The sequence below is a fragment of the Methanobrevibacter sp. genome (genome assembly GCF_045611865.1).
Classification (GTDB): domain Archaea; phylum Methanobacteriota; class Methanobacteria; order Methanobacteriales; family Methanobacteriaceae; genus Methanocatella.
This window is the reverse complement of record NZ_JAZKXX010000060.1, coordinates 209,214-228,412: the sequence shown is the minus strand read 5'-3', so window position 1 is coordinate 228,412 and position 19,199 is coordinate 209,214. Positions and strand designations below refer to the sequence as shown.

General features: G+C 32.4%; 26 protein-coding genes. 7 read left to right on the top strand and 19 right to left on the bottom strand.

Annotation, left to right across the window (positions count from 1 at the left end):
* The first annotated feature begins 29 nt into the window (after nt 1–29).
* The 6 genes from ACKI32_RS06810 to cas4 all read left to right on the top strand — a co-directional run bounded on the left by ACKI32_RS06810 (nt 30) and on the right by cas4 (nt 5,507).
* Nucleotides 30–1,103 carry a DNA polymerase subunit beta gene (locus tag ACKI32_RS06810; protein ID WP_407414794.1) on the top strand — a complete coding sequence of 358 codons (1,074 nt, stop codon included), beginning with the start codon at nt 30–32 and terminating at the stop codon, nt 1,101–1,103.
* Nucleotides 1,104–1,220: 117 nt separating this feature from the next.
* The gene (locus ACKI32_RS06805; protein WP_407414792.1) at nt 1,221–2,189 is read left to right on the top strand and encodes a LytS/YhcK type 5TM receptor domain-containing protein; all 969 of its coding nucleotides are present in this window, start codon (nt 1,221–1,223) and stop codon (nt 2,187–2,189) included.
* A gap of 44 nt (nt 2,190–2,233) precedes the next feature.
* Nucleotides 2,234–2,506, top strand: coding sequence for a 2TM domain-containing protein (locus tag ACKI32_RS06800; protein ID WP_407414790.1), 273 nt, complete (start codon nt 2,234–2,236; stop codon nt 2,504–2,506).
* Between the two features lie 16 nt (nt 2,507–2,522).
* The gene (locus ACKI32_RS06795; RefSeq protein ID WP_407414788.1) at nt 2,523–2,972 is read left to right on the top strand and encodes a hypothetical protein; all 450 of its coding nucleotides are present in this window, start codon (nt 2,523–2,525) and stop codon (nt 2,970–2,972) included.
* Between the two features lie 126 nt (nt 2,973–3,098).
* Nucleotides 3,099–4,577, top strand: coding sequence for a sodium-dependent transporter (locus tag ACKI32_RS06790; protein WP_407414786.1), 1,479 nt, complete (start codon nt 3,099–3,101; stop codon nt 4,575–4,577).
* A gap of 135 nt (nt 4,578–4,712) precedes the next feature.
* The gene (cas4, locus tag ACKI32_RS06785) at nt 4,713–5,507 is read left to right on the top strand and encodes a CRISPR-associated protein Cas4 (protein WP_407414784.1); all 795 of its coding nucleotides are present in this window, start codon (nt 4,713–4,715) and stop codon (nt 5,505–5,507) included.
* A gap of 43 nt (nt 5,508–5,550) precedes the next feature.
* Here cas4 and ACKI32_RS06780 read toward each other — a convergent pair whose 3' ends face one another.
* The 19 genes from ACKI32_RS06780 to ACKI32_RS06690 form a co-directional block, all read right to left on the bottom strand.
* Nucleotides 5,551–6,210, bottom strand: coding sequence for a DUF5612 domain-containing protein (locus tag ACKI32_RS06780; protein ID WP_407414782.1), 660 nt, complete (start codon nt 6,208–6,210; stop codon nt 5,551–5,553).
* A 1-nt stretch (nt 6,211) separates the two neighbouring features.
* Complete coding sequence (locus ACKI32_RS06775) at nt 6,212–6,466, bottom strand: energy-converting hydrogenase B subunit P (RefSeq protein ID WP_407414780.1); 255 nt, start codon at nt 6,464–6,466, stop codon at nt 6,212–6,214.
* Between the two features lie 10 nt (nt 6,467–6,476).
* Entirely contained in the window at nt 6,477–7,475 is a 999-nt protein-coding gene (locus tag ACKI32_RS06770; RefSeq protein WP_407414778.1) for a respiratory chain complex I subunit 1 family protein, read from the bottom strand.
* A gap of 3 nt (nt 7,476–7,478) precedes the next feature.
* Nucleotides 7,479–8,606 carry a nickel-dependent hydrogenase large subunit gene (locus tag ACKI32_RS06765; protein ID WP_407414776.1) on the bottom strand — a complete coding sequence of 376 codons (1,128 nt, stop codon included), beginning with the start codon at nt 8,604–8,606 and terminating at the stop codon, nt 7,479–7,481.
* A gap of 12 nt (nt 8,607–8,618) precedes the next feature.
* Entirely contained in the window at nt 8,619–9,065 is a 447-nt protein-coding gene (locus tag ACKI32_RS06760; RefSeq protein WP_292603639.1) for an NADH-quinone oxidoreductase subunit B family protein, read from the bottom strand.
* Nucleotides 9,066–9,557, bottom strand: coding sequence for a 4Fe-4S binding protein (locus tag ACKI32_RS06755; protein ID WP_407414773.1), 492 nt, complete (start codon nt 9,555–9,557; stop codon nt 9,066–9,068).
* Complete coding sequence (locus ACKI32_RS06750; protein WP_407414771.1) at nt 9,558–10,964, bottom strand: 4Fe-4S binding protein; 1,407 nt, start codon at nt 10,962–10,964, stop codon at nt 9,558–9,560.
* A gap of 12 nt (nt 10,965–10,976) precedes the next feature.
* The gene (locus ACKI32_RS06745; protein WP_407414769.1) at nt 10,977–11,225 is read right to left on the bottom strand and encodes an energy-converting hydrogenase B subunit J; all 249 of its coding nucleotides are present in this window, start codon (nt 11,223–11,225) and stop codon (nt 10,977–10,979) included.
* On the bottom strand, nt 11,225–11,701 hold the full coding sequence (locus ACKI32_RS06740; protein WP_407414767.1) for an MnhB domain-containing protein: 477 nt from the start codon (nt 11,699–11,701) through the stop codon (nt 11,225–11,227). Before ACKI32_RS06740 ends, ACKI32_RS06745 begins: the two co-directional genes overlap by 1 nt.
* Nucleotides 11,698–11,937, bottom strand: a complete 240-nt coding sequence (locus ACKI32_RS06735; RefSeq protein ID WP_407414823.1) for an EhbH — start codon at nt 11,935–11,937, stop codon at nt 11,698–11,700. Before ACKI32_RS06735 ends, ACKI32_RS06740 begins: the two co-directional genes overlap by 4 nt.
* 34 nt (nt 11,938–11,971) lie before the next feature.
* Nucleotides 11,972–12,307 carry a hydrogenase gene (locus tag ACKI32_RS06730; RefSeq protein ID WP_407414765.1) on the bottom strand — a complete coding sequence of 112 codons (336 nt, stop codon included), beginning with the start codon at nt 12,305–12,307 and terminating at the stop codon, nt 11,972–11,974.
* Nucleotides 12,304–13,758, bottom strand: a complete 1,455-nt coding sequence (gene ehbF / locus ACKI32_RS06725; protein ID WP_407414763.1) for an energy conserving hydrogenase EhbF — start codon at nt 13,756–13,758, stop codon at nt 12,304–12,306. The genes ACKI32_RS06730 and ehbF overlap by 4 nt, the downstream gene beginning before the upstream one ends.
* Nucleotides 13,751–14,137, bottom strand: a complete 387-nt coding sequence (locus ACKI32_RS06720; protein ID WP_407414761.1) for a cation:proton antiporter subunit C — start codon at nt 14,135–14,137, stop codon at nt 13,751–13,753. Before ACKI32_RS06720 ends, ehbF begins: the two co-directional genes overlap by 8 nt.
* The gene (locus tag ACKI32_RS06715; protein WP_407414759.1) at nt 14,137–14,370 is read right to left on the bottom strand and encodes a hydrogenase subunit MbhD domain-containing protein; all 234 of its coding nucleotides are present in this window, start codon (nt 14,368–14,370) and stop codon (nt 14,137–14,139) included. The genes ACKI32_RS06720 and ACKI32_RS06715 overlap by 1 nt, the downstream gene beginning before the upstream one ends.
* A 1-nt stretch (nt 14,371) precedes the next feature.
* Complete coding sequence (locus ACKI32_RS06710; RefSeq protein ID WP_407414757.1) at nt 14,372–14,794, bottom strand: cation:proton antiporter; 423 nt, start codon at nt 14,792–14,794, stop codon at nt 14,372–14,374.
* Complete coding sequence (locus tag ACKI32_RS06705; protein ID WP_407414755.1) at nt 14,791–15,057, bottom strand: hypothetical protein; 267 nt, start codon at nt 15,055–15,057, stop codon at nt 14,791–14,793. Before ACKI32_RS06705 ends, ACKI32_RS06710 begins: the two co-directional genes overlap by 4 nt.
* Before the next feature lie 33 nt (nt 15,058–15,090).
* Nucleotides 15,091–15,405, bottom strand: a complete 315-nt coding sequence (locus ACKI32_RS06700) for a monovalent cation/H+ antiporter subunit E (protein WP_407414753.1) — start codon at nt 15,403–15,405, stop codon at nt 15,091–15,093.
* A 271-nt stretch (nt 15,406–15,676) separates the two neighbouring features.
* Nucleotides 15,677–16,396, bottom strand: a complete 720-nt coding sequence (locus ACKI32_RS06695) for a metal-dependent hydrolase (protein ID WP_407414751.1) — start codon at nt 16,394–16,396, stop codon at nt 15,677–15,679.
* A gap of 71 nt (nt 16,397–16,467) precedes the next feature.
* Nucleotides 16,468–17,208: a succinylglutamate desuccinylase/aspartoacylase family protein gene (locus ACKI32_RS06690; protein WP_407414749.1), complete on the bottom strand. Its 741-nt coding sequence runs from the start codon at nt 17,206–17,208 to the stop codon at nt 16,468–16,470.
* A 44-nt stretch (nt 17,209–17,252) separates the two neighbouring features.
* On the opposite strand from ACKI32_RS06690, the gene ACKI32_RS06685 reads away from it, so the two are divergent.
* Nucleotides 17,253–19,175 (top strand): IGHMBP2 family helicase, encoded by a 1,923-nt coding sequence (locus ACKI32_RS06685; protein ID WP_407414747.1) that lies wholly within the window; start codon nt 17,253–17,255, stop codon nt 19,173–19,175.
* The last annotated feature ends 24 nt before the right edge of the window (nt 19,176–19,199 follow it).

Genomic DNA, 19,199 nt, shown 5'->3' with positions numbered 1-19,199 from the left:
AAATTAAAAATAACAATAGGTGTCATGAAATGAAACAGGTAAGAACAAGAGATTTTATTTATACTAGTGATGATTTATATTTTGCTTCAACCAACTACATTCACCCTGAAGATAGGGTAATCTGTTTTTTAAGGTATGTGCCAGACCCAGAAGGTGACCGTGAAAAAGACGGAAGAAGATACCGAAAAGTGGGATCTGAAGAAGCTTATTCATATTTAAGAGAAAACCATCCTGATTATTTGTACTTCTGTGATGTTACAAATGTTGAAATGATGGGAGTTCCACTTGATAAAGTTGAAAAAATTATAAAACCCGAAGAAAGGCTTTTTGGTCTTAAAAAGACTTTTGAAAGTGGTGGTGAGGTTAAAAACCCTAAATTAATTTCAAAATTAATGGATGTTGCTGACTTTTTCCATTTTATGGCAGATATCCCCTATGACCATCTTGGAATTTCAGGATCTATACTACCTGGACTTCAAAAAGATGATGTAAGTGATTTAGACTTTGTGGTATATGGTTTAGATAACCACAGAAGAGCAATTGCTGCTTTTAAAGAACATAGAGGGAAAGAAGTTTACATCAAAGAAGTTGACAAACATATTACAGTTCAAGGAATCACTGATGATTATTGGGATTTTGTATATAACAAAAGAATGAGTGATTCAAGCCTAACTAAAAGCGAATTCAGATGGTATGAAAACAGGAAAGCAAATAGAGGAACTATTAACGGAACCCTATTTGATATTCTAGCCACAAAAGATTACTCAGAAATCAGTGGGAAGTGGGGAGATACAGTATACGAACCACAGGGAATTGCACAAATCGAAGCAGACATTGTGAGTGCCCTTGGAGCATTTGATAATCCTTCACTTTATACAATTGAAAATGTTAAGCTTTTAGATGGTGTGGATTTTAATCTGACAGAAATAGTATCATTTACACACACTTACGCCGGAGAAGTAGTCGATGGCGAGCATGTGATAGCTAAAGGAAAGGTGGAAAAAGTTATTGTTGACGGCGCAGATTCCCATTATCGTTTGGTTGTCGGAACTACCCGTGAAGCTATCGATGAGTATGTAAAACTTAAAGAAAGCCCAGCATGAATTTAAAAAAAATATTAATATAAATACCAATATAATTAAAATTACAAAAAATTCTTTAAAATAATGATTTCAATGCTAAAAGAGAGATTAAAACATAAAAACAAAAATTATTTGAAAATGAATGTGTTATTCCTAATATTAATCATTTTAAATATTGTTCTTTTAATAGGATTAGTCAGTTATTATTCAACCGCTGGAATAAACTTTAATCTTGAATTTTTTAACGATATATCTGCTGTTATAGCCACTATAATCATTTTAGGATTCATTTCGGCCAAATTACCTAAAATAAAAGAATTGGGAGATAGTCCTCTTTATGGAATGGTCTATTTAATAATTATATGTGCAATAGGCCTTATGACTTCATATTTTAACAGCAAGGTCAATACTCCAGAACTTTTTGGCCCATATTTAGAAATGTTTAAGATGTTGTGTGCAGTCTTAATATTTGTTCTTATTGCAACCAATTTAAAATCATTTAAAGCTGTTTTGCATGGCGAATATGATAAAAAAAATCTAATTGTTTGCTTTGTCATATTTACAATATTAGGGCTTGTGGCTTCAAGATGGTGCGTGACAATTAACGATACACCTGCCAACGTCAGATGCTTGATAGTTATGATTAGTGGTTTATTTGGAGGTCCTTATTTGGGAATACCTGTGGGAATAATATCCGGAGCATATAGATTCACCCTGGGAGGAACCACAGCACTGCCTTGTGCAATTTCAACCGTAATCAGTGGAGTTGTCGGAAGTTTAATCTTTATGTGGAATGATAAAAAATTCCCTAGAACTATCGCTGCAATAACATTAATGTTTTTATTTACTGGTTTTGAGATGTTGATGATTGTTATATTAACTCCACCAGACATTTCATTCCCTTACCTCAGAAATATCTATCCAATAATGTTATTTGCATCTGTTATCGGAATAATTTTGTTTTCAATCGTTGTTAGAGAAAAAAGACAGAAAAAAGAATCTTTAATTAGTTACGAAGAACAGAAAATCAACGAATTAAGAAATGAATACGATGAAGTAATTGAAGATTTAAGAGCAGAAATCAAGGAATTAAAAAAAGATAAATGAAAATATTCAAATAATATGTGTTATAAATTAAAATTGGTGATTTAATGACAGATGATTTATATAAAAAAGCAGAAAAAAGAGCGGATGCAAAACTTGGTTTTTATCATCATTTATATGGTTTTATTACAGGTAACGTGATTCTTTTTGTTCTTAATGCCATTACATCTTTTGGTAGTTGGTGGTTTTACTGGATTACCGTTTTATGGGCAATTGGTTTAATAATTCACTTCTTAAAAGTGTTTGTTTTCTCTGCAAAGCTTGACGATGACTACAGAGACCAAATGATTGAAAAAGAAATGGAAAAACTAAAAAAATAGATTTTAAGGAAGTACCATGAATCTAAATAAAAAACATTTAATTATCCTTTTAATTTTTATTGGTGCTTTATTCATAATCGCTAGCGCATGTGCTCAAGCAGACAGTGCTGCAAAAACTAGCACAAAACAAGCAACCGTTAAAATTTATAATTTTAAACCAGGAGTACTTTGGGGTCCAAAATCATTAATACTTAAAAACGGTGATGCAATTGCCGGTTATGTCGAATACAAAGGGAATATGCAGTTTGACAAAGGAACTGGTGTTACTTCATGGTACATAGGAAATGGAGTAAATGGAGATATCGAACCCCACCACACCAAGCTTGTCAAAGTGAAATTCTTCTTTAAAAATAAGAAAGGAAATGTTAAAACAAAAACCGTTAAAGGCAATGGAGGACATATCCGAACAGACCTAATTAATGGGTATACTCCATACAAAGCTACTGTCTGGTACAAAGAATACTAAAATTATCATAGGGAAAATTTTTTCCCTTAAACCTACTTTTTTTGAAAAACTTGATTATATTAACTAAATTAATCAATTATTTAAACTTTAAACACTAAAATAATAGTATCAAAAATATGTGATAAAATGACAGAACAGAAAAGATCCGAATGGAACAGTAATCTTGCATTTATGATGGCAATGATTGGTTCTGCTGTTGGACTTGGAAACATCTGGCGTTTTCCAAATGTTTTATATTCCAATGGTGGAGGATCATTTATGATTCCATACATCGTTTCACTATTTCTTTTAGGAATTTCCTTCGTTTTAGTCGAATATGCTGTAGGATTCAAATTTAAAAGGTCACTTGCAAGAATATTGTTTTCAGTCAGTAAAAAACTAGAACCTGTAGCATGGTTCATCCTATTAGTCGTATTTTTAATCACAACATACTATGTATGTGTTGTTGGATGGGATTTAATATACATTGTTTTAAGTATTACAAAAGCATGGGGAGCAAACCCAGACTTATATTTCACAAATAATGTCCTACACGCAACAGATTCAGTGTCCGGAATATTTACAATAGTTCCAACAGTACTTGCATCAGTATTTGCAATTTGGTTTATAGCATGGTTTATCCTCAAAAGAGACTTGAATGAAGGTATTGGTCGTGTGAGCAAAATCCTATTGCCATTGCTTTGTATAATAGTTGTGGGCATTGTAGCTTTCTCACTAACATTACCTGGCGCATCAATCGGATACACACAGATTTTTACACCAGATTGGTCAGCACTGACTAATTTAGACGTTTGGTTAGCTGCATTTGGACAAATCGTGTTTTCACTAAGTTTAGGTATGGCAATCGCTATGACTTATGCCAGTTACCTACCAGAAGGCTCCAAATTAGTCGATAATGCTTTAGTTGTTGCATTTTCAAACTCAGGTTTTGAAGTGTTTAATTCAATTGGAATATTTTCCATTTTAGGATTTATGACCTTGAGTTCTGGAATTCCATTTAATGAACTTGTAACTGAAGGAACAGGACTTGCATTTGTAGTTTTCCCACAGGTATTTAACATAATGGGCGATGTTGCTTACATTGTTGGGCCATTGTTCTTTTTATGTATTCTATTTGCAGGAATCACATCAGTTATTGCACTTCTTGAAGGAGTCTGTTATTCAATTTCTGAAAAATTCCTTATTGAACGTAAAAAGACCGCAACAGCAGTTTGTATTGTCGGATTTTGTATATCAACAATCTTTGCAACAGGACTTGGAAGTTCAATTTTGGGAGTATTTGATGCGTTCTTAAACAATTTCGCATTGCTATTTGCAGTACTTCTTGAATGTATAATCTTTGGTTGGATTTACAAATTTGACGATTTAATTGAAACATTAAACAACAATTCCAAAATTAAAGTAGGCAAAACATGGAAAACTGTAATTAAATACATATTACCAATTTGTATTTTCGGCCTTTGGGCTCAAGGAATATACTCAACCATAAGTTCTTCCAATAGCTTTAGTACAACAATCATGATAATATTAACAATAGTATTGATTGTAGTTCCAGTCATATTTGCAAAATTGCCTGCAATAAACGAACATTACTACGACGTGTAAAATTGAATTTAAATAGCTAAATTACTAGCTATTTACTTTTTTTATTTTATTTGAAGAAATTTATATCAGTTATAACTTCTAATTTTAAATATTATTAGGTTAATAGTAATATTAATAATTTTAAGAGGTTATATTATGATAAATGTTTCTTCCATAAAAACAAATTTATATTGTCCAATGAAAGTATATCATCAAATTCACACAGATACTAACAAAAATGACAATTACCAATTAGCTGTTGAAATCAAAAAGCTTAAAATCGATGTTCAAGACCTAATCAATAAAAATATGCGAAAAGTAAAAAAAGAAATGAATCTCAAAGAGATTGAATGCATATTATCCGACAATATGGACCATTATATCAAAAGTAACCTAGATTCAATTAAAGAAATGGGATTTCAAATTGAAGAAGAAAAAAACAATGAAATATTTGATAGCGCCCATTTTAACATCAAAATCATGGCATTAAAAATCTCAAAAGCGATGAAAATACTTGATAAAAATGCCTTTGCAATAATGGACATGTTTTTTCCGAATTGCATGCATTCCTATCTTATAAAAAATGAAAATCTTGAATTGATTGGGATGTGTGATAAAATAGAGATAAATGATGGCAGATATTATCCTGTAACTATTAAAAGCTCAAAACCTCCGCTTAATGGTGTTTGGAGACAAGATGCAATCGAATTAGTTGCTCATGCAATACTCATTGAAGAAGAATTTGAAACCGAAGTTTATGTCGGTTTTGTGGAATATGAAAAAATAGGCGATAGGCGACCAGTTGTAATGGATGTGGATTTAAGAAAGGCATTATTTGATGAAATGCACAAAGTAAAAGAAATAGTTGAAAATAAAAAAACTCCAGATATAAAAATGAATGGCAAAAAATGTCAAAATTGCGAATACAAAGATATCTGTATTAAAAATTAATTAAGGGAGTTGAAAAACTCCCCCATATATCCATAAACATGATTTAAAATTTAATATTGTCCCCAAGCCTTTCAATATCAAATACTGCAGTATCTGCTATTGACATTACCGCTAAAACACCGGCCTGAATTGGATCCGTGATAATCAAATCAGCATATTCCGTTACACTTCCAGGCATATTTAGACAAATTACAATAAGCTTACTTTCTTCTTTAACCTTTTTAACAGCTTCTGTAATTTCTCCACCCATAAGAGAACCTGCAAGAACCAAAGCACTTACACGAGGCAATCTAGAAATAGCTTCAACAGCTTCAGCCAAATCTTTTTCACCAACCAATGGAATTGTATCAATACTGATACGTTCCCCACGTATATTATGCCTATCCGCTTCGGTGATTGCACCCATAGCCACTTGAGACACCTGCGCTCCGCCACCAACTATAATTATACGTTTCCCATAAATATCAAGTTGAGAACCATGTAATTCAACTGATTTTACTGTGTCAATACTTTTTAAATCAGCAATTAAGTCATCTATGTCTTCAACATGCTCTAGTTCTAAATTAATAGAACCCATATTATTTTTTTCGACAAAAAGATGGACATAACTAATATTAGCACCATGGTTAGTGATAACATCAGTAATATCATCCAACACGCCTTTTCTCTCATCTGATTTAATAGTTAATGTATAATCACTCATTTTATGGCCTTATTTTATCTAGTTCCGCATGTGCTCTTTTCCACATGCTTAAATAATTATCATCTTTAGTAACAGGAATCACTTCTAGACCTAAGTCCCTATGTTCAGCAATCCATTCTTCATGAAATACAGGTATTTCAATTTTAATTGGTTCAGAGGTTTTATTTACTACTATGAGATTTCTGTAAGGAAAATCCCATTCAACAATGTATCCTCCAAGACTTACCATATGATACGGCCTCATAACAAACTTCATTTTCCTCACCTCATAATAATCCAAGTACAATAGATAATATTCCAAGTAATGTAGCGCCTAAAATTGTAGGCAATAATTGCCTATTTGTAAATACTGGGCTGAATGCTGAAAATATTCCCATCATAAACACAAAGATTAATGCCACAGCAATATTTACTAAAATTCCCCATGAGAAAATGCTTGGAGGAATTCCAATGAATAATACTGAAAATACGCAACCAAGTACAAACATGAAAAAACCTCTTGTTAAATAAACAATAGCTCTATATTTAGCCGCATATTCCATGTATGGTCCTTCAATTACATCACTTTTAGCTTTGATAATTGAAAATGGATATTCATTTAAAATTATCATGTACCCTATGAAAAAGACAATTGCTGCTATTCCCCCCGCTACTGTAAACAAGAACGGTCCATGTACTTGTTGATATGACACAATATCTTGTAAGAAAATGCTTCTTGCAGCAGTTACTGGAGCAAATAACGCAAGATACAATGGGAAAGACCCATAAGTAATCATTCTTAAAGACCTTTTTGCACTTATATCTTCAACAAATGATCTTTGAGCATTTAGGTGGGCTCCTCCTTTTGCCAAATCAGGGAATGGCATTCTTAAAGACATTACAGATTTAGATAATGCTCCCATCAATACATAACAAATCTCTTCCACTTTTAAAAACCCAACAATCGCCACCAAACTTGCAAGAGCAGGTATTTGATAAGCTTGTGGAGTTAATGCAACAAGAATACATAAAACAACAATGAAACATAATACTGGCAATATTTTATATAATCCTGGAACAGGAGATTCGACTTTAACATTTTCCTTAAACATGAATTTTATCGGAGCCATAATTCCTGGAGCGATAAGAATTGGTCCAATTCTCTGTTGAATTCTTGCATGAATGTATTTTCTTTCAATTCCAGGAAGTAATGTTGAAATTATAAAACAAACCAATACTGTGAGAACAACTGCAAGAACTGAATGTATAATTGTATTTGAAAACATAATCTATCTCCTTATTACCTCAATTGCTCTATCAGTACAAGTGAAACAAGGGTCACATTGTACAATACATAATTGTGCATCTGTAAGCTGGTCTCCAATACATGCATATTGCATTGCCCCAATGTTCGCCATTGATGGAGTCCTTATAATACAGTGCCTTACTCTACCGCTTTCCAATGAATAAGAATGATAAAGAGTTCCTCTTGGAACTTCAATATAACTTTCAGTTATGTCCGTGTCAATCATTTCCCAGTCATGATTAACCAATTTACCTTCAGGAATGTTTGCAATAGCTTGTTTAATAATTTTAATTGATTCAAATGATTCTAAAGCCCTCATTAACAAATTGGATTTCACATCACCATCAGGTTGTGTGACAACATTAAAATCAAATTCATCATATTCAAACATTGATGTTCTTAAATCTCTTGCAACACCAGTTGCTCTTAGAGTTGGGCCAGTCACTGCCAATTCAATAGCTTGTTTTTGTGGCAATACCCCAATTCCAGTTATCCTTGACATAACCATTGAATCTGAGGTAAATCTAGTTGCAAAATCTGTAAGACCTTCTTCAAGTTTATCCATATCATTTTTAAGCCTTAATATTTTTGCTTCATCCAATTCACATCTTGGCCTTACACCACCTAAAACAGAACAACCATATTGAACTCTGTTACCACCTATCATTGCGAGCAATTCCATTACAATTTCTCTTAAATAGAATACCCTCATTGAAAATGTTTCATGAGACAATACTTCACAACCATGCGCTAAATACAAGAAGTGTGAATGCAAACGTTCAAGTTCACTCATGATAACTCGAATATATAAAGCCCTATCTGGAATTTCAATACCTATGCCCATTTCAGCAGTTCTGCATGAATTCCATATATGTGAATTTGAACAGATTCCACAAATTTTTTCTGTAAGTGAATTAGCTTTTTGAACTGGAAGTCCTTCCATGATTCTTTCAATACCCCTATGATTAACACCAATAGTTATTTCGGCTTCTTGAACTATTTCATCTTCAACAAAAAACCTGACTCTATATGGTTCCAATGCAGCAGGGTGAACTGTACCCATTGGAATTCCTGTTTCAATAATATTGCTTCTTGGTACTTTCTCCTCCATTTAATCCCCTCTTTAATCTGCATCTAATAATGTAGGTAAAAGTGATACAACACCAGCCAAGACATCTTGAGGTCTTACCGCACAACCCGGAACTTTAGCATTAACCGGGATAATATTTTCAACTGGTCCTTCAATTTCTTCTGAAGGTATATCACCATAACAATTCTTATAAACACCACCCATTAGAGCACAACTTCCAGCAGCCACAACTAACTTAGGATTAGGAATAGCTTCATAAATTGCTTCTAATGGTTTCCTATTTAAATGTGTAACCGGACCTGTAACAACCAATACATCTGCTTCACGAGGATTCCAAGTTAAAAACACATTATATTGCTCAGCATCAAAACGTGGTGATAATATTGAATTGACAATTTCAATATCGCATCCATTACATCCTCCAGTGTAAACCAGCATGACGTGGATTGCTCTTGCCCTTGAAAATGATTTAATTCCCATCTAATCACCATCCTCTAAATTTTTCAATACTGTTTTATCTGATAAGTATTGTGCAATAATCTTAAGTTTATCCTCGGATATTTTAAATGGTTGTTCAAGAAACTCTGAGACATCGACTTCTTGATCTCCAACACAACTCGGATGAACTGTTCCTTTTTGTCCATAAAGTGAAAATATTGGGCAGAAATCATGACAATAATAACATACAACACATTTTTCAAGATTAATTTCAGGTACTTGGTCTTTAGTCCAGTCATCAGTTAATTTAACAGGGTTTGCTAACGGTTTCATCTCAATTGCACCTGTTGGACATACATTAGCACAACCAGAACATCCGATACATGCTTTTTCATCAACTCTATCATCAACTTCAACTGAAAGAGTGGAGATTTGTCTTCTAAGTTCCATATCTGTAACTCTATCAGCTGCAAAAAAGATTCTTTTAAAGTTGGTAAAAGCTCCTTCTAAAGCTATTTTAAGTAAGTTTATCATTTAAATACCCTCTATTGAATCTTTAAAATTTCTCTCGAATAAAAATGCCCTTGCAGGACATGCATTTTTACATGCTCCACAATATGTACATTTTTCTTCATTTACAACATAATTACCATCAATTTCATCAATCGCATCATATGAACAAATCTTGTGACATAACCCACAATGCATACATAATTCCTGTTCAATGAAGTTAAATCCATCCTTAATTTCATTTTTATACCTTGTAGTTTTAGCAATTGCGTCAACAGGACAGTGAACAGCACAATTTTCACATAATATACATTTATCTAAGTTAACAGTAATACTGCCTCTGTTTAATGTAATAGCTTCTTCTTGACAGACTTCTACACAAATCCCACAGGAGATACAGTCATCTGAAACACTACCATCCCATGAATGTGTCATATATTGGCGTGCATGTGTCTCATCACAAACTTGTGCACATTTACCGCATGAAACACAGAATCCTGCCAATGTAGGTAACTCTTCATCATTAATCTCATCATAAATGTATATTTCATCATCTTGTCTTAAAGTATTGACTGGACAAGACTCAGTTGCTATGTCATGAGTTACGTTTTCAGTGTCAACTGTAGGGTCATATCTTAATTTTCCATCTACCTTCTTAAGTGATTCATTTTCACATAAATCAGCGCATAAACCACAATTTAGACAAGAAACAATAAATCCTGTTGGTTTTTGATTTAATTTATTAACAATAATCTCAAAGTCATCTACTGAAATTGCATTGTTAGGACAAGCCTTCATACAATTAAGACAAAGTGTACATGATGACTTATTAACAATTTGAAGCTTATTCATTGATTCATTAGGACATACATCATTACAAATTCTACATTCACTGCAGATTCCCTCATCTCTGTCAATATTTACATGAATAGCTCCAGTCGGACAATACTCTTGACATCTTCCACATAAAACACATTTCTCATAATCTGTGCCGAAGTAACTTCTTGTAACTTCTTTAGTTTTGCTTTCACTTTTATGAGGAACATTTTCCATTGGAGGGTAGAGTATGTTCAATGATTCTATGAAATTGAGTTGTTTTTCTTTCTCAAGCTTATAACCATCAATACGATTTGAACAGACCTCTTCACAGACTCCGCAACGTGAACAAATACCATATACAATCCCATCTTCAATAGTGATGTTATTGGTAGGGCAATTGTACATACACATTCCACAACCATTACATTTGGCTCTATCTACAACATATCCCCCATAGCTATTTAAGAATATTGCTCCATTTGGACAGTTTTTATAACATATTCCGCAAGTAAGACAACTGAAAGCTCTACCATTAATGAATTTAATAGCTTTTGTAGGACACTGTTTTATACAATCTCTTTTTCCATCACATGCATTAGTTGTTAAAAACATTATAAAAACTCCTTATTTACTCCTTGCAAATATTAGTTTGCCTACAAAAATTCCTATTAAAGCAGATAAAAATGCGGTTGAAATAGGTAAATCTGTGTAAAACGGGAAATTACCTAATTGCCAAGCCATAATAATTCCTGCAATAAGTATCACTATAAATGAGCCTAGAGTGAATCTTGTATCGTCAATATTTAGTTTAAGTTGAGATCCGATAATTAAACCAAATATTAATCCGAATATTATTGGTCCTAAACTAAACATTATTCACCCTCCTCAGTAAACTTTTTAAATCCTTCAAATGCAATAACAATTGCAGATAAACCCACAAATACTTTCAAACCAACGAAAATATTTAAATATGGAATTATGCCTGCATTGGTGACATCAGGATAATGTAAAACATTTTGTATGGATGCCGGGACAATGTTAAGTATGTCTGTACCTACATTGTATAAGAAAAATCCTCCAACAAACAATCCGATTAAACCTAATATGATAAATCCTAATGCACCGATTGATTCGAAAACTTCGATATAAGCATGAGAGAATTCTAATGGAGAATTGCCCAATCCATAAACTAGAATGGATAATGCTACACCACTAGCAATCATTGCTCCACCTTGGAAACCTCCACCAGGAGTAATATGTCCACCAAGAACAGTCATTATACCCAAACATATGAGAATAATTGAAAGTGGTAAAGCTATCAATTTTAAAATAACACTACCTTGACTCATCTTTTATCCCCCAATAATCCTCTACCAAATATGAGCAATACAACTATTCCTGCAGTTAACAGAATAATTGATTCCCCTAAGGTATCGTATGCTCTGAAATCGAAAATTACTACTGTCACCATGTTTGGTGCAATCTGTGTTCCCAAATAATTATAAATATTGCTTACACCAGGATTGATGATGCTGCTTAAATTAAATATTGCATCAAATAATGTAATAGAACATATTGCAACCATTATTGCTGCAATTAAATTACGAACAGTGCTCTTATCAGACAAGATTACCACCCCAGTACATAAATACAATGATAATTGAAAGTGTGACTATCGCGTAAAATAACATCTTTTCAAGTGAATCTTCTTGTTCTATTTTGAATTTAGGAATAAGCGGAATATTTGAAATTAACACAACCGCCAATATCAATGTAACAATACCTGCAAGTAAAACACTTACATGCCTTAACAATATTGCAGATAACACCAATGATACGATTAAAAATATTTCTGCTGTAATACTACCAGAAACATCAGCATTGGTTACGGGACCTGGTGAAAACAATTTTCTGAATTGTTTTACAACATCGAATATTTGATCATACAGTTTCATAATATCCCTCCTACAAAGTTAGAAATTCCGCTTGTAACAACATCAGGGAATAAACCTAAAAGAACAATAATTATCAATAATATGCCCATTGCAATAATCATTGAATTTGGAACACTTTTTCCTTCAAGTTCTAAGTCATTTGGTTTTGGTCTTAAAAACATTGCATAAAATGTTTTAACAAACACTACAAATGTGGCTATACTTACCATAATAGCTAAAATAGATATCTCAGGGAATCCACAACTTAAAGATGCTTGAACAAGCATTAATTTAGATTGGAATCCGCTTAAAGGAGGAACACCAGCCATTGCCAAACCACCAATTAAAAGCATTAAGCTAACTTTTGGATGGTATGCTAAAAGTCCACCTAATTTACGAGTATCCACTTCATTTGTTGCATTAACTATTGCACCAAAACCTATGAATAATAATGCTGTAATAATAATTTCGTTTAAAGCCTGGAACAGACCAGCAGTAATTGCATATTGGGTTCCAAGACCTATACCCAATCCAATGAAACCAAGTTCACCTACAGCTAAAAATCCAATCATTCTTCTGAAGTCTGTTTGAGTAAGTGCAAGAGAGACACCCAATATCATAGCCAAGATAGAGAAGAAGACTATGAGAACTTCAAATATTGGCAATACTGAATAAATTCTAAACATGACCAATACAATTGAAATCATTGAAATGACTGTAAATGATTGAAGTAAAGCTGCTCCATGAGGTTCTGCTTTTGAATAAATTCCAGATTTTATAGTATGGAATGGTGGTAAACCAGATGCGTATAACCAACCAAAGAAGATTAATCCGAGTGAAATTAAAAATACTGGAGAAGTAGCATCAACTAAACCATTATGAACAGCAGCTACAATATCTGTAACATTTACACTACCTGTTAGTGCCAATAGGAATCCAATTCCTAAAAGCATAATTGGTGACCCGATAGATCCCAAAATCATATATTTTAAAGCCATTTCATAACTGTAATCAATTGATGAAGCAGCCACAATACCTACTTGTGCAAGTGCTAAGATTTCAAAGAATACAAACATGTGGAAAATATCATCTGTTAACAGCATTGCAGTTACTGCAGCAGTACCTAAGAACAATAAGAACAAATATGGTCCTGAAACTTTCTTATACTTAGTTAGATAGATAAATACAACTAAAAATGTTAAAAGACCAATCATTGCAATGAATATTTGTTGCAAGAATGTGAATGAATAGGTAATTGCTGGATGATACATCACACCAGTTACATTATCCAACATCGGAGCATATCCTCCGAAGTAATGCAATCCATAGTTAGACAATAATGGAATTGCCGGAAGACATATTGCTATAACAAATGCAAAAATCTTAGTTATTTTGTTGAACTTTGAAAATGCTGAAATAAGCAAACCTGCCATCAAAGGAACAATAACCATAAGTGGAATTAATTCATTCATTGTATTCCTCCTGTTTTGATGTGTCTGCTAGCATTGCTTTAGTGGATAAGGTTCCATACCTCCTATACAATACCATTACCAAAGCAAGCATTACAGCCAAAGTACTTGCGCCAATTACAATACTGGTTAATACTAAACCGAAAGGAAGAGGATAAGCAGCATTTGATGCAAACCAAGATGCGTCAGTTCCAGGAATCAAAATAGGAACAACACCCCCATACTTATAACCAAGGGCTACGATGAATAGGTTAACACCCTCCTCAATAAAGCTAATACCAATTATCTTTTTTATGATATTATCAATGAAAATTGCTGAATACAGTCCGATGACTACTAAAGCAATAGATGTGAATAATATCGCCAATTGAACCTGTACCATTAGCTATCACCCCTTTGAGTCTTTTTAACGGCCAAAGCAATGAATACAGGGACAATTACTGCACCAACAATAGCTTGAGTTAAAGCAACATCCGGCGCCATCAACACTTGGAAGAGAACTGCAATAGCCCCCGCAGTAAATCCTGTTAAAATCGCAGCTTTTAATAAATCTTTCTGAATAAGAGCAAGAATTGCACTTATAATAATTATAATCAATAATACAAATTCCAACATCTTATTCTCCCTCCTCAATTTCCAATGTAGTAACTGAGAATCTGTCATCAGCTTTAAGTTTTTCTGAATTTTCACTTTCAAAAACTTGCATTTTATCTCTTGGATGAATAAACGGATTGTTATAATCCGGAACTTCCTCAACAGTTACCAAATCCAAATTATTTTCTCTATCTTCTTTTTTCCAATAAGCATTAGCTATTGCATGTGCTGTAAACGGTGCAATAATGAAGTATATTCCCGCAAGCAAATATTGGCCAAGACCAATCATGGCAATAATACAGGCAATATCAAAAACACCAATGATATGAATCCTTGCATAAACTGCATTTTTAGTGTTTTTTGGTAAAGTAACGATTCCTACTGCTGAGATAATAATTAAAAATGCTGCAATAATTAAAAGGGCAGATTGAATATACTCTATCATTTATCTTCCCCTCCCAAAACAGCAGCGAAAGCAACAGTACCTATAAAACCAAAGAATATTAAAGCCAATGATATATCTTTAAAGAATGCGATATCATACACATCCCCTCCAACAAGTAATGCCATAGCAAAAGCTACAACAACAACTGAACTTCCTATAAGTCCCATTGAAGTGGATTTATATGAACCCGCTCTTAAAGCGGCCAGCATCATGATAATTAATGCTATAACCAAAATATATTTTGAAATAAACAATATATCCATACTATCTCACTCGATTTTTTTATAAGAAAATGATTATTCGAGCATTTTCTTAATATACTTTTCAAAAGGAATAATATCCTCTTTTTCTCTTGGAGAAATAGCAGCTACTTTAATAATGTTATTTTCACTGTCCAAATCAACAGACAAAGTACCTGGAGTTAAAGAAATACTATTTGCTAAAATTGTTTGAGAAACAGGCCTCTCTAAAACTGTTTCAATATCAACAACTATAGGATCAATATTTCTCCCCATAACTGAATTAAAAGCAACACTGATTGTTGCTTTAATGATTTCATAAATAAGGTCTAAGAAATAAATAATTCCATAACCAATTCTAGTCAAAAACATTAAATAAGCTCCATTTCATTATATAAATTAAGTCAGTAAATTGACATTAAATAATAATATTATTATTTATCATGATTATTTATTATAAATGTATGCTTTTTAAAAAAAATGCTATAAAAAAATAAGTTTGTTATAAAAAATTTTTCTAAAAAATTAAAATGAACTATTTTGTTTATCAAAATTAAAAAACAGGAATAAAATTATACTAAAAATCGAATTTAGAAAAAAATATACAGAAATTAAAAATTATGATATAATTGTTTCAACTTAGTTAAAAAATTAATTTCAAAACCATCACATAATTTTCAAATAAGTTAAATAATAACGGAACATGTATAATTAATGAGATTACAGATAATAAAAATATCATTGCCAAACCAAATGATTTATAAACCTTTTTAGAAGAAACGGGTGCAAAAATTTTAATCCCAGCTGGCGTGAATGAATCAAGAACAGTGTGAGATAATAATCCCAAAAACAGCGCCAAAACAATTTCAATATAAGATATATCCCCATTTGGAATAATAAACATACTAACGAAAAACAAAGGTATGAGAATCATCAATAACTTCTTATTTAAGAACAAAAAGCTTAAAATAGCAATGATTATTGCAATTATCAAATAATCATTTTCCAAAGTTGTAACACCAACGACTAATTCATAACCCCAAATAACAATTAGTGAAACACAAGCCGTTAATGTCAAGATACCAAAAATTGAATGTGTAAAACTTCTATGTTCTGAAAAGTAAAATGTAACTCCTAAAAATACAATTATTAAACCAATGAAATAAGGTAATTTAAGGATATAAAGTGAAATAAACACTATCAATCCTAAAATAATCAACTTATAGACATTCTCCTTTTTGAATTTATGATCAAAATCTGGGATATTTGCACCAATAAAGGTAAGAGCAATTAACGGAGGACTATGAAAAAACATCAAGGAAATTATTAATGCAAATATCGAATGTCCTTTATAAGAAGACAATTAAATCACCTTTACTAAAAGATATTTAAATAATATTAAAAATAAGTAATCCGAGAGCATTTGTTAAGTAATCATAATCCAAAATATGATAAAAAACTTTTCATTTGGCTAAATGACCTTTCAACACTCCCAGTTGCAACATTAGCAAATGGAGATACAACTTCCCCAGTAATAGCTGGAATTTCTTTTAGATTGCAAACATCTTCAACAGCCCCCTTGTAAGATGAACCTGCAAAATCAAAAGAAATTATTTCAGAGCCAACATCTTCCGAAATATAATTGGCAATTAAAAAACTTTCAGAACTTGGAGATTTTGATGAAAAAATAGCTTCAAAACCAGGATTTGAATTAACCGCAGTTGAATGGAAGTCACCAACAAAATTTATTCCTAATTTATCTATTTTTTGAATAATCAAATTACTTAAAGAATCTTTTATGTGTGCAGAGCGATTTAAATCCATTGAATGAAATGTTCTTTCATTATTCATTGTGGATTTAGGGGATGCAAATGGTATGAAAAATAATGTGTGGTTTAAATCTTTACCTATTAATTCGTTTATCAAATAAACATTAGCAATCTGAGGAGGCAATTCATTACCATGAATGCCTGATAAAATTAATATTTTAGTTCCCTTATTTCCTAATTTAAAAATAGGAGTTCCATGAACTGATTTTTCTAAAATAAATTGAGTTAAATTGTTTAATTCCAATTTTTCAAGAAGGTTACTATTCTTTGAAATAAATCCTCCTGAAAAATCTGAAATATAATCCATTTCAAGATTGGCAAATTGCTCAATTTTTTCAAAAACCATAATTAATTATACATAAACGCTCTTATTTAAAATTAGGGATTAAATTGAAAAAATATATTAAAAACTTAATTAGGCTCATCAATTATGAACGAGATGCCGAAATAGATTTGATGACACGTGAAATAAGTTCCATGTCAGGTAAAAAAAGAGAAGAACTTGGAAGAGCAATTAATAAAGTTAAAGGCAAATATTTAGGAAAAGAATTAGGCCTGCAGATTGTCCAATTTGGAAGATCTGAAAAAATCGAAACTGAAATTTCAGTTGGAGACATGGTTTTAGTAAGTACAGATAATCCCTTAAAAAGCGATTTGACAGGTACCGTTACGGAAAAGGGAGCCAGATTTATTAAAGTCGCATTTGATAAAAGAGTTCCAAGATGGGCATTAAAAAAGAAGGTTCGCCTTGACTTATATGCAAACGATATAACTTTTAGAAGAATGGAAGATAATTTAAAGCATTTGAGCCTGAAGGGTAAAAACGCCCTTGAATATATTTTAAATGAAAGAAATCCGAAAAAGAACAGACAACCCCCATACATTAACTATATTGACGAATCCCTTAACAGCTCTCAAAGATCAGCTATTGAAAATGCTCTTTCCTGTGAAAACTTCTATTTGATACACGGTCCTTTTGGAACAGGAAAAACAAGAACCCTAGTTGAGTTAATCTCACAGGAAACAAGACAAAATCACAAGGTACTGGCTACAGCCGAAAGCAATGCCGCAGTTGATAATATTTTAGAAAGGCTGATGGAAAATAAAAAATTAAATCTTACACGTCTTGGACATCCACAAAGAGTATCAAAGCACAATATTACACAAACACTGGCCTATAAGGTTGAACAGCACGATTTGAATAAGAAAATTAGAAAAATTCACAGAAAAATGGATAATCTAATCGAAAAAAGAAGTGTTCACACAAAACCAACCCCGCAATATAGGAGAGGGTATGGAGACTATGATATACTGCACAATGCTTCAAAAGGAAAAGGCGGACGTGGAATAAGTCCGGATAAAATGAAATCAATGGCCAAATGGATTGAAATCAACCAGGAAATAGATGAATATCACGATGAAATTAAAAGAATAGAAAACAGAATGATTAAAAACATTGTTGAGGAAAGTGATGTGATTTTGGCTACAAATTCATCCTCTGCTCTTGAAGCAATTGCAAGAGTGAAATTTGATGTTGCAATAATTGATGAAGCTTCACAGGCAACAATTCCAAGTGTTTTAATCCCAATTGCCAAAGCCCATAGATTTATTCTTGCAGGCGACCACAAACAGCTTCCACCAACAATAATTAGCGAAAAAGCAGGAGCCCTTGAAAAAACATTATTTGAAGAATTAATCAAGATGTACCCATTTAAATCACAGTTACTGAATGTCCAATATCGTATGAATCGTTTACTTATGGAATTTCCAAATAAGGAATTTTATGATGGCAGCCTGAAAAGCGATTCAAGTGTAGACGACATTACAATTAATGACATATTAAACTCCAACTATGAAGAAGAAGCCCTGCTATTCATTGATACATCAAATATTGATGATTATGGAGAATCACATCTGAAAAATTCAAAATCCATCATAAACAATGTTGAAGCTGACATTGCCGTGGATTTGGCTAAAAGTTATATGAGTGCTGGAGTCAGTGAGGAAGATATTGGAATAATCAGCCCTTATGCTGACCAAGTTAAAATTATTCAGGATCGAACCCCTGTTGAAGTAAAAACCGTTGACGGATTTCAGGGAAGGGAAAAAGAAATAATAATCATATCCACTGTGAGAAGCAATGATAATGAAAATATTGGATTTTTAAAAGACTTAAGAAGATTAAACGTTGCAATCACAAGAGCTAAAAGAAAATTAATCATCATTGGCCATAAAGACACATTAATAAGCAATCCAACATATTCCAGACTTATTGAATTTGTTGAAAATGAAAACTTGCTGATTAAAATTTAGGCATACCTAAACTTTTATATAGTA

Bases quoted from the DNA above. Each gene is read 5' to 3' on its own strand.
- ACKI32_RS06810 (WP_407414794.1), top strand. From the start codon at position 30: ATGAAACAGGTAAGAACAAGAGATTTTATTTATACTAGTGATGATTTA.
- ACKI32_RS06760 (WP_292603639.1), bottom strand. From the start codon at position 9,065: ATGGGAATTAAATCATTTTCAAGGGCAAGAGCAATCCACGTCATGCTG.
- ACKI32_RS06715 (WP_407414759.1), bottom strand. From the start codon at position 14,370: ATGTTGGAATTTGTATTATTGATTATAATTATTATAAGTGCAATTCTT.
- ACKI32_RS06730 (WP_407414765.1), bottom strand. From the start codon at position 12,307: ATGAAACTGTATGATCAAATATTCGATGTTGTAAAACAATTCAGAAAA.
- ACKI32_RS06775 (WP_407414780.1), bottom strand. From the start codon at position 6,466: ATGAAGTTTGTTATGAGGCCGTATCATATGGTAAGTCTTGGAGGATAC.
- ACKI32_RS06790 (WP_407414786.1), top strand. From the start codon at position 3,099: ATGACAGAACAGAAAAGATCCGAATGGAACAGTAATCTTGCATTTATG.
- ACKI32_RS06705 (WP_407414755.1), bottom strand. From the start codon at position 15,057: ATGGATATATTGTTTATTTCAAAATATATTTTGGTTATAGCATTAATT.
- ACKI32_RS06700 (WP_407414753.1), bottom strand. From the start codon at position 15,405: ATGTTTTTGACTAGAATTGGTTATGGAATTATTTATTTCTTAGACCTT.
- ACKI32_RS06780 (WP_407414782.1), bottom strand. From the start codon at position 6,210: ATGAGTGATTATACATTAACTATTAAATCAGATGAGAGAAAAGGCGTG.
- ehbF (WP_407414763.1), bottom strand. From the start codon at position 13,758: ATGAATGAATTAATTCCACTTATGGTTATTGTTCCTTTGATGGCAGGT.
- ACKI32_RS06735 (WP_407414823.1), bottom strand. From the start codon at position 11,937: ATGGTTGCAATATGTTCTATTACATTATTTGATGCAATATTTAATTTA.
- ACKI32_RS06710 (WP_407414757.1), bottom strand. From the start codon at position 14,794: ATGATAGAGTATATTCAATCTGCCCTTTTAATTATTGCAGCATTTTTA.
- ACKI32_RS06740 (WP_407414767.1), bottom strand. From the start codon at position 11,701: ATGAGTCAAGGTAGTGTTATTTTAAAATTGATAGCTTTACCACTTTCA.
- ACKI32_RS06750 (WP_407414771.1), bottom strand. From the start codon at position 10,964: ATGTTTTTAACAACTAATGCATGTGATGGAAAAAGAGATTGTATAAAA.
- ACKI32_RS06690 (WP_407414749.1), bottom strand. From the start codon at position 17,208: ATGGTTTTTGAAAAAATTGAGCAATTTGCCAATCTTGAAATGGATTAT.
- ACKI32_RS06770 (WP_407414778.1), bottom strand. From the start codon at position 7,475: ATGTTTTCAAATACAATTATACATTCAGTTCTTGCAGTTGTTCTCACA.
- ACKI32_RS06800 (WP_407414790.1), top strand. From the start codon at position 2,234: ATGACAGATGATTTATATAAAAAAGCAGAAAAAAGAGCGGATGCAAAA.
- ACKI32_RS06720 (WP_407414761.1), bottom strand. From the start codon at position 14,137: ATGGTACAGGTTCAATTGGCGATATTATTCACATCTATTGCTTTAGTA.
- ACKI32_RS06765 (WP_407414776.1), bottom strand. From the start codon at position 8,606: ATGGAGGAGAAAGTACCAAGAAGCAATATTATTGAAACAGGAATTCCA.
- ACKI32_RS06805 (WP_407414792.1), top strand. From the start codon at position 1,221: ATGAATGTGTTATTCCTAATATTAATCATTTTAAATATTGTTCTTTTA.
- ACKI32_RS06755 (WP_407414773.1), bottom strand. From the start codon at position 9,557: ATGATAAACTTACTTAAAATAGCTTTAGAAGGAGCTTTTACCAACTTT.
- ACKI32_RS06795 (WP_407414788.1), top strand. From the start codon at position 2,523: ATGAATCTAAATAAAAAACATTTAATTATCCTTTTAATTTTTATTGGT.
- cas4 (WP_407414784.1), top strand. From the start codon at position 4,713: ATGATAAATGTTTCTTCCATAAAAACAAATTTATATTGTCCAATGAAA.
- ACKI32_RS06745 (WP_407414769.1), bottom strand. From the start codon at position 11,225: ATGTTTAGTTTAGGACCAATAATATTCGGATTAATATTTGGTTTAATT.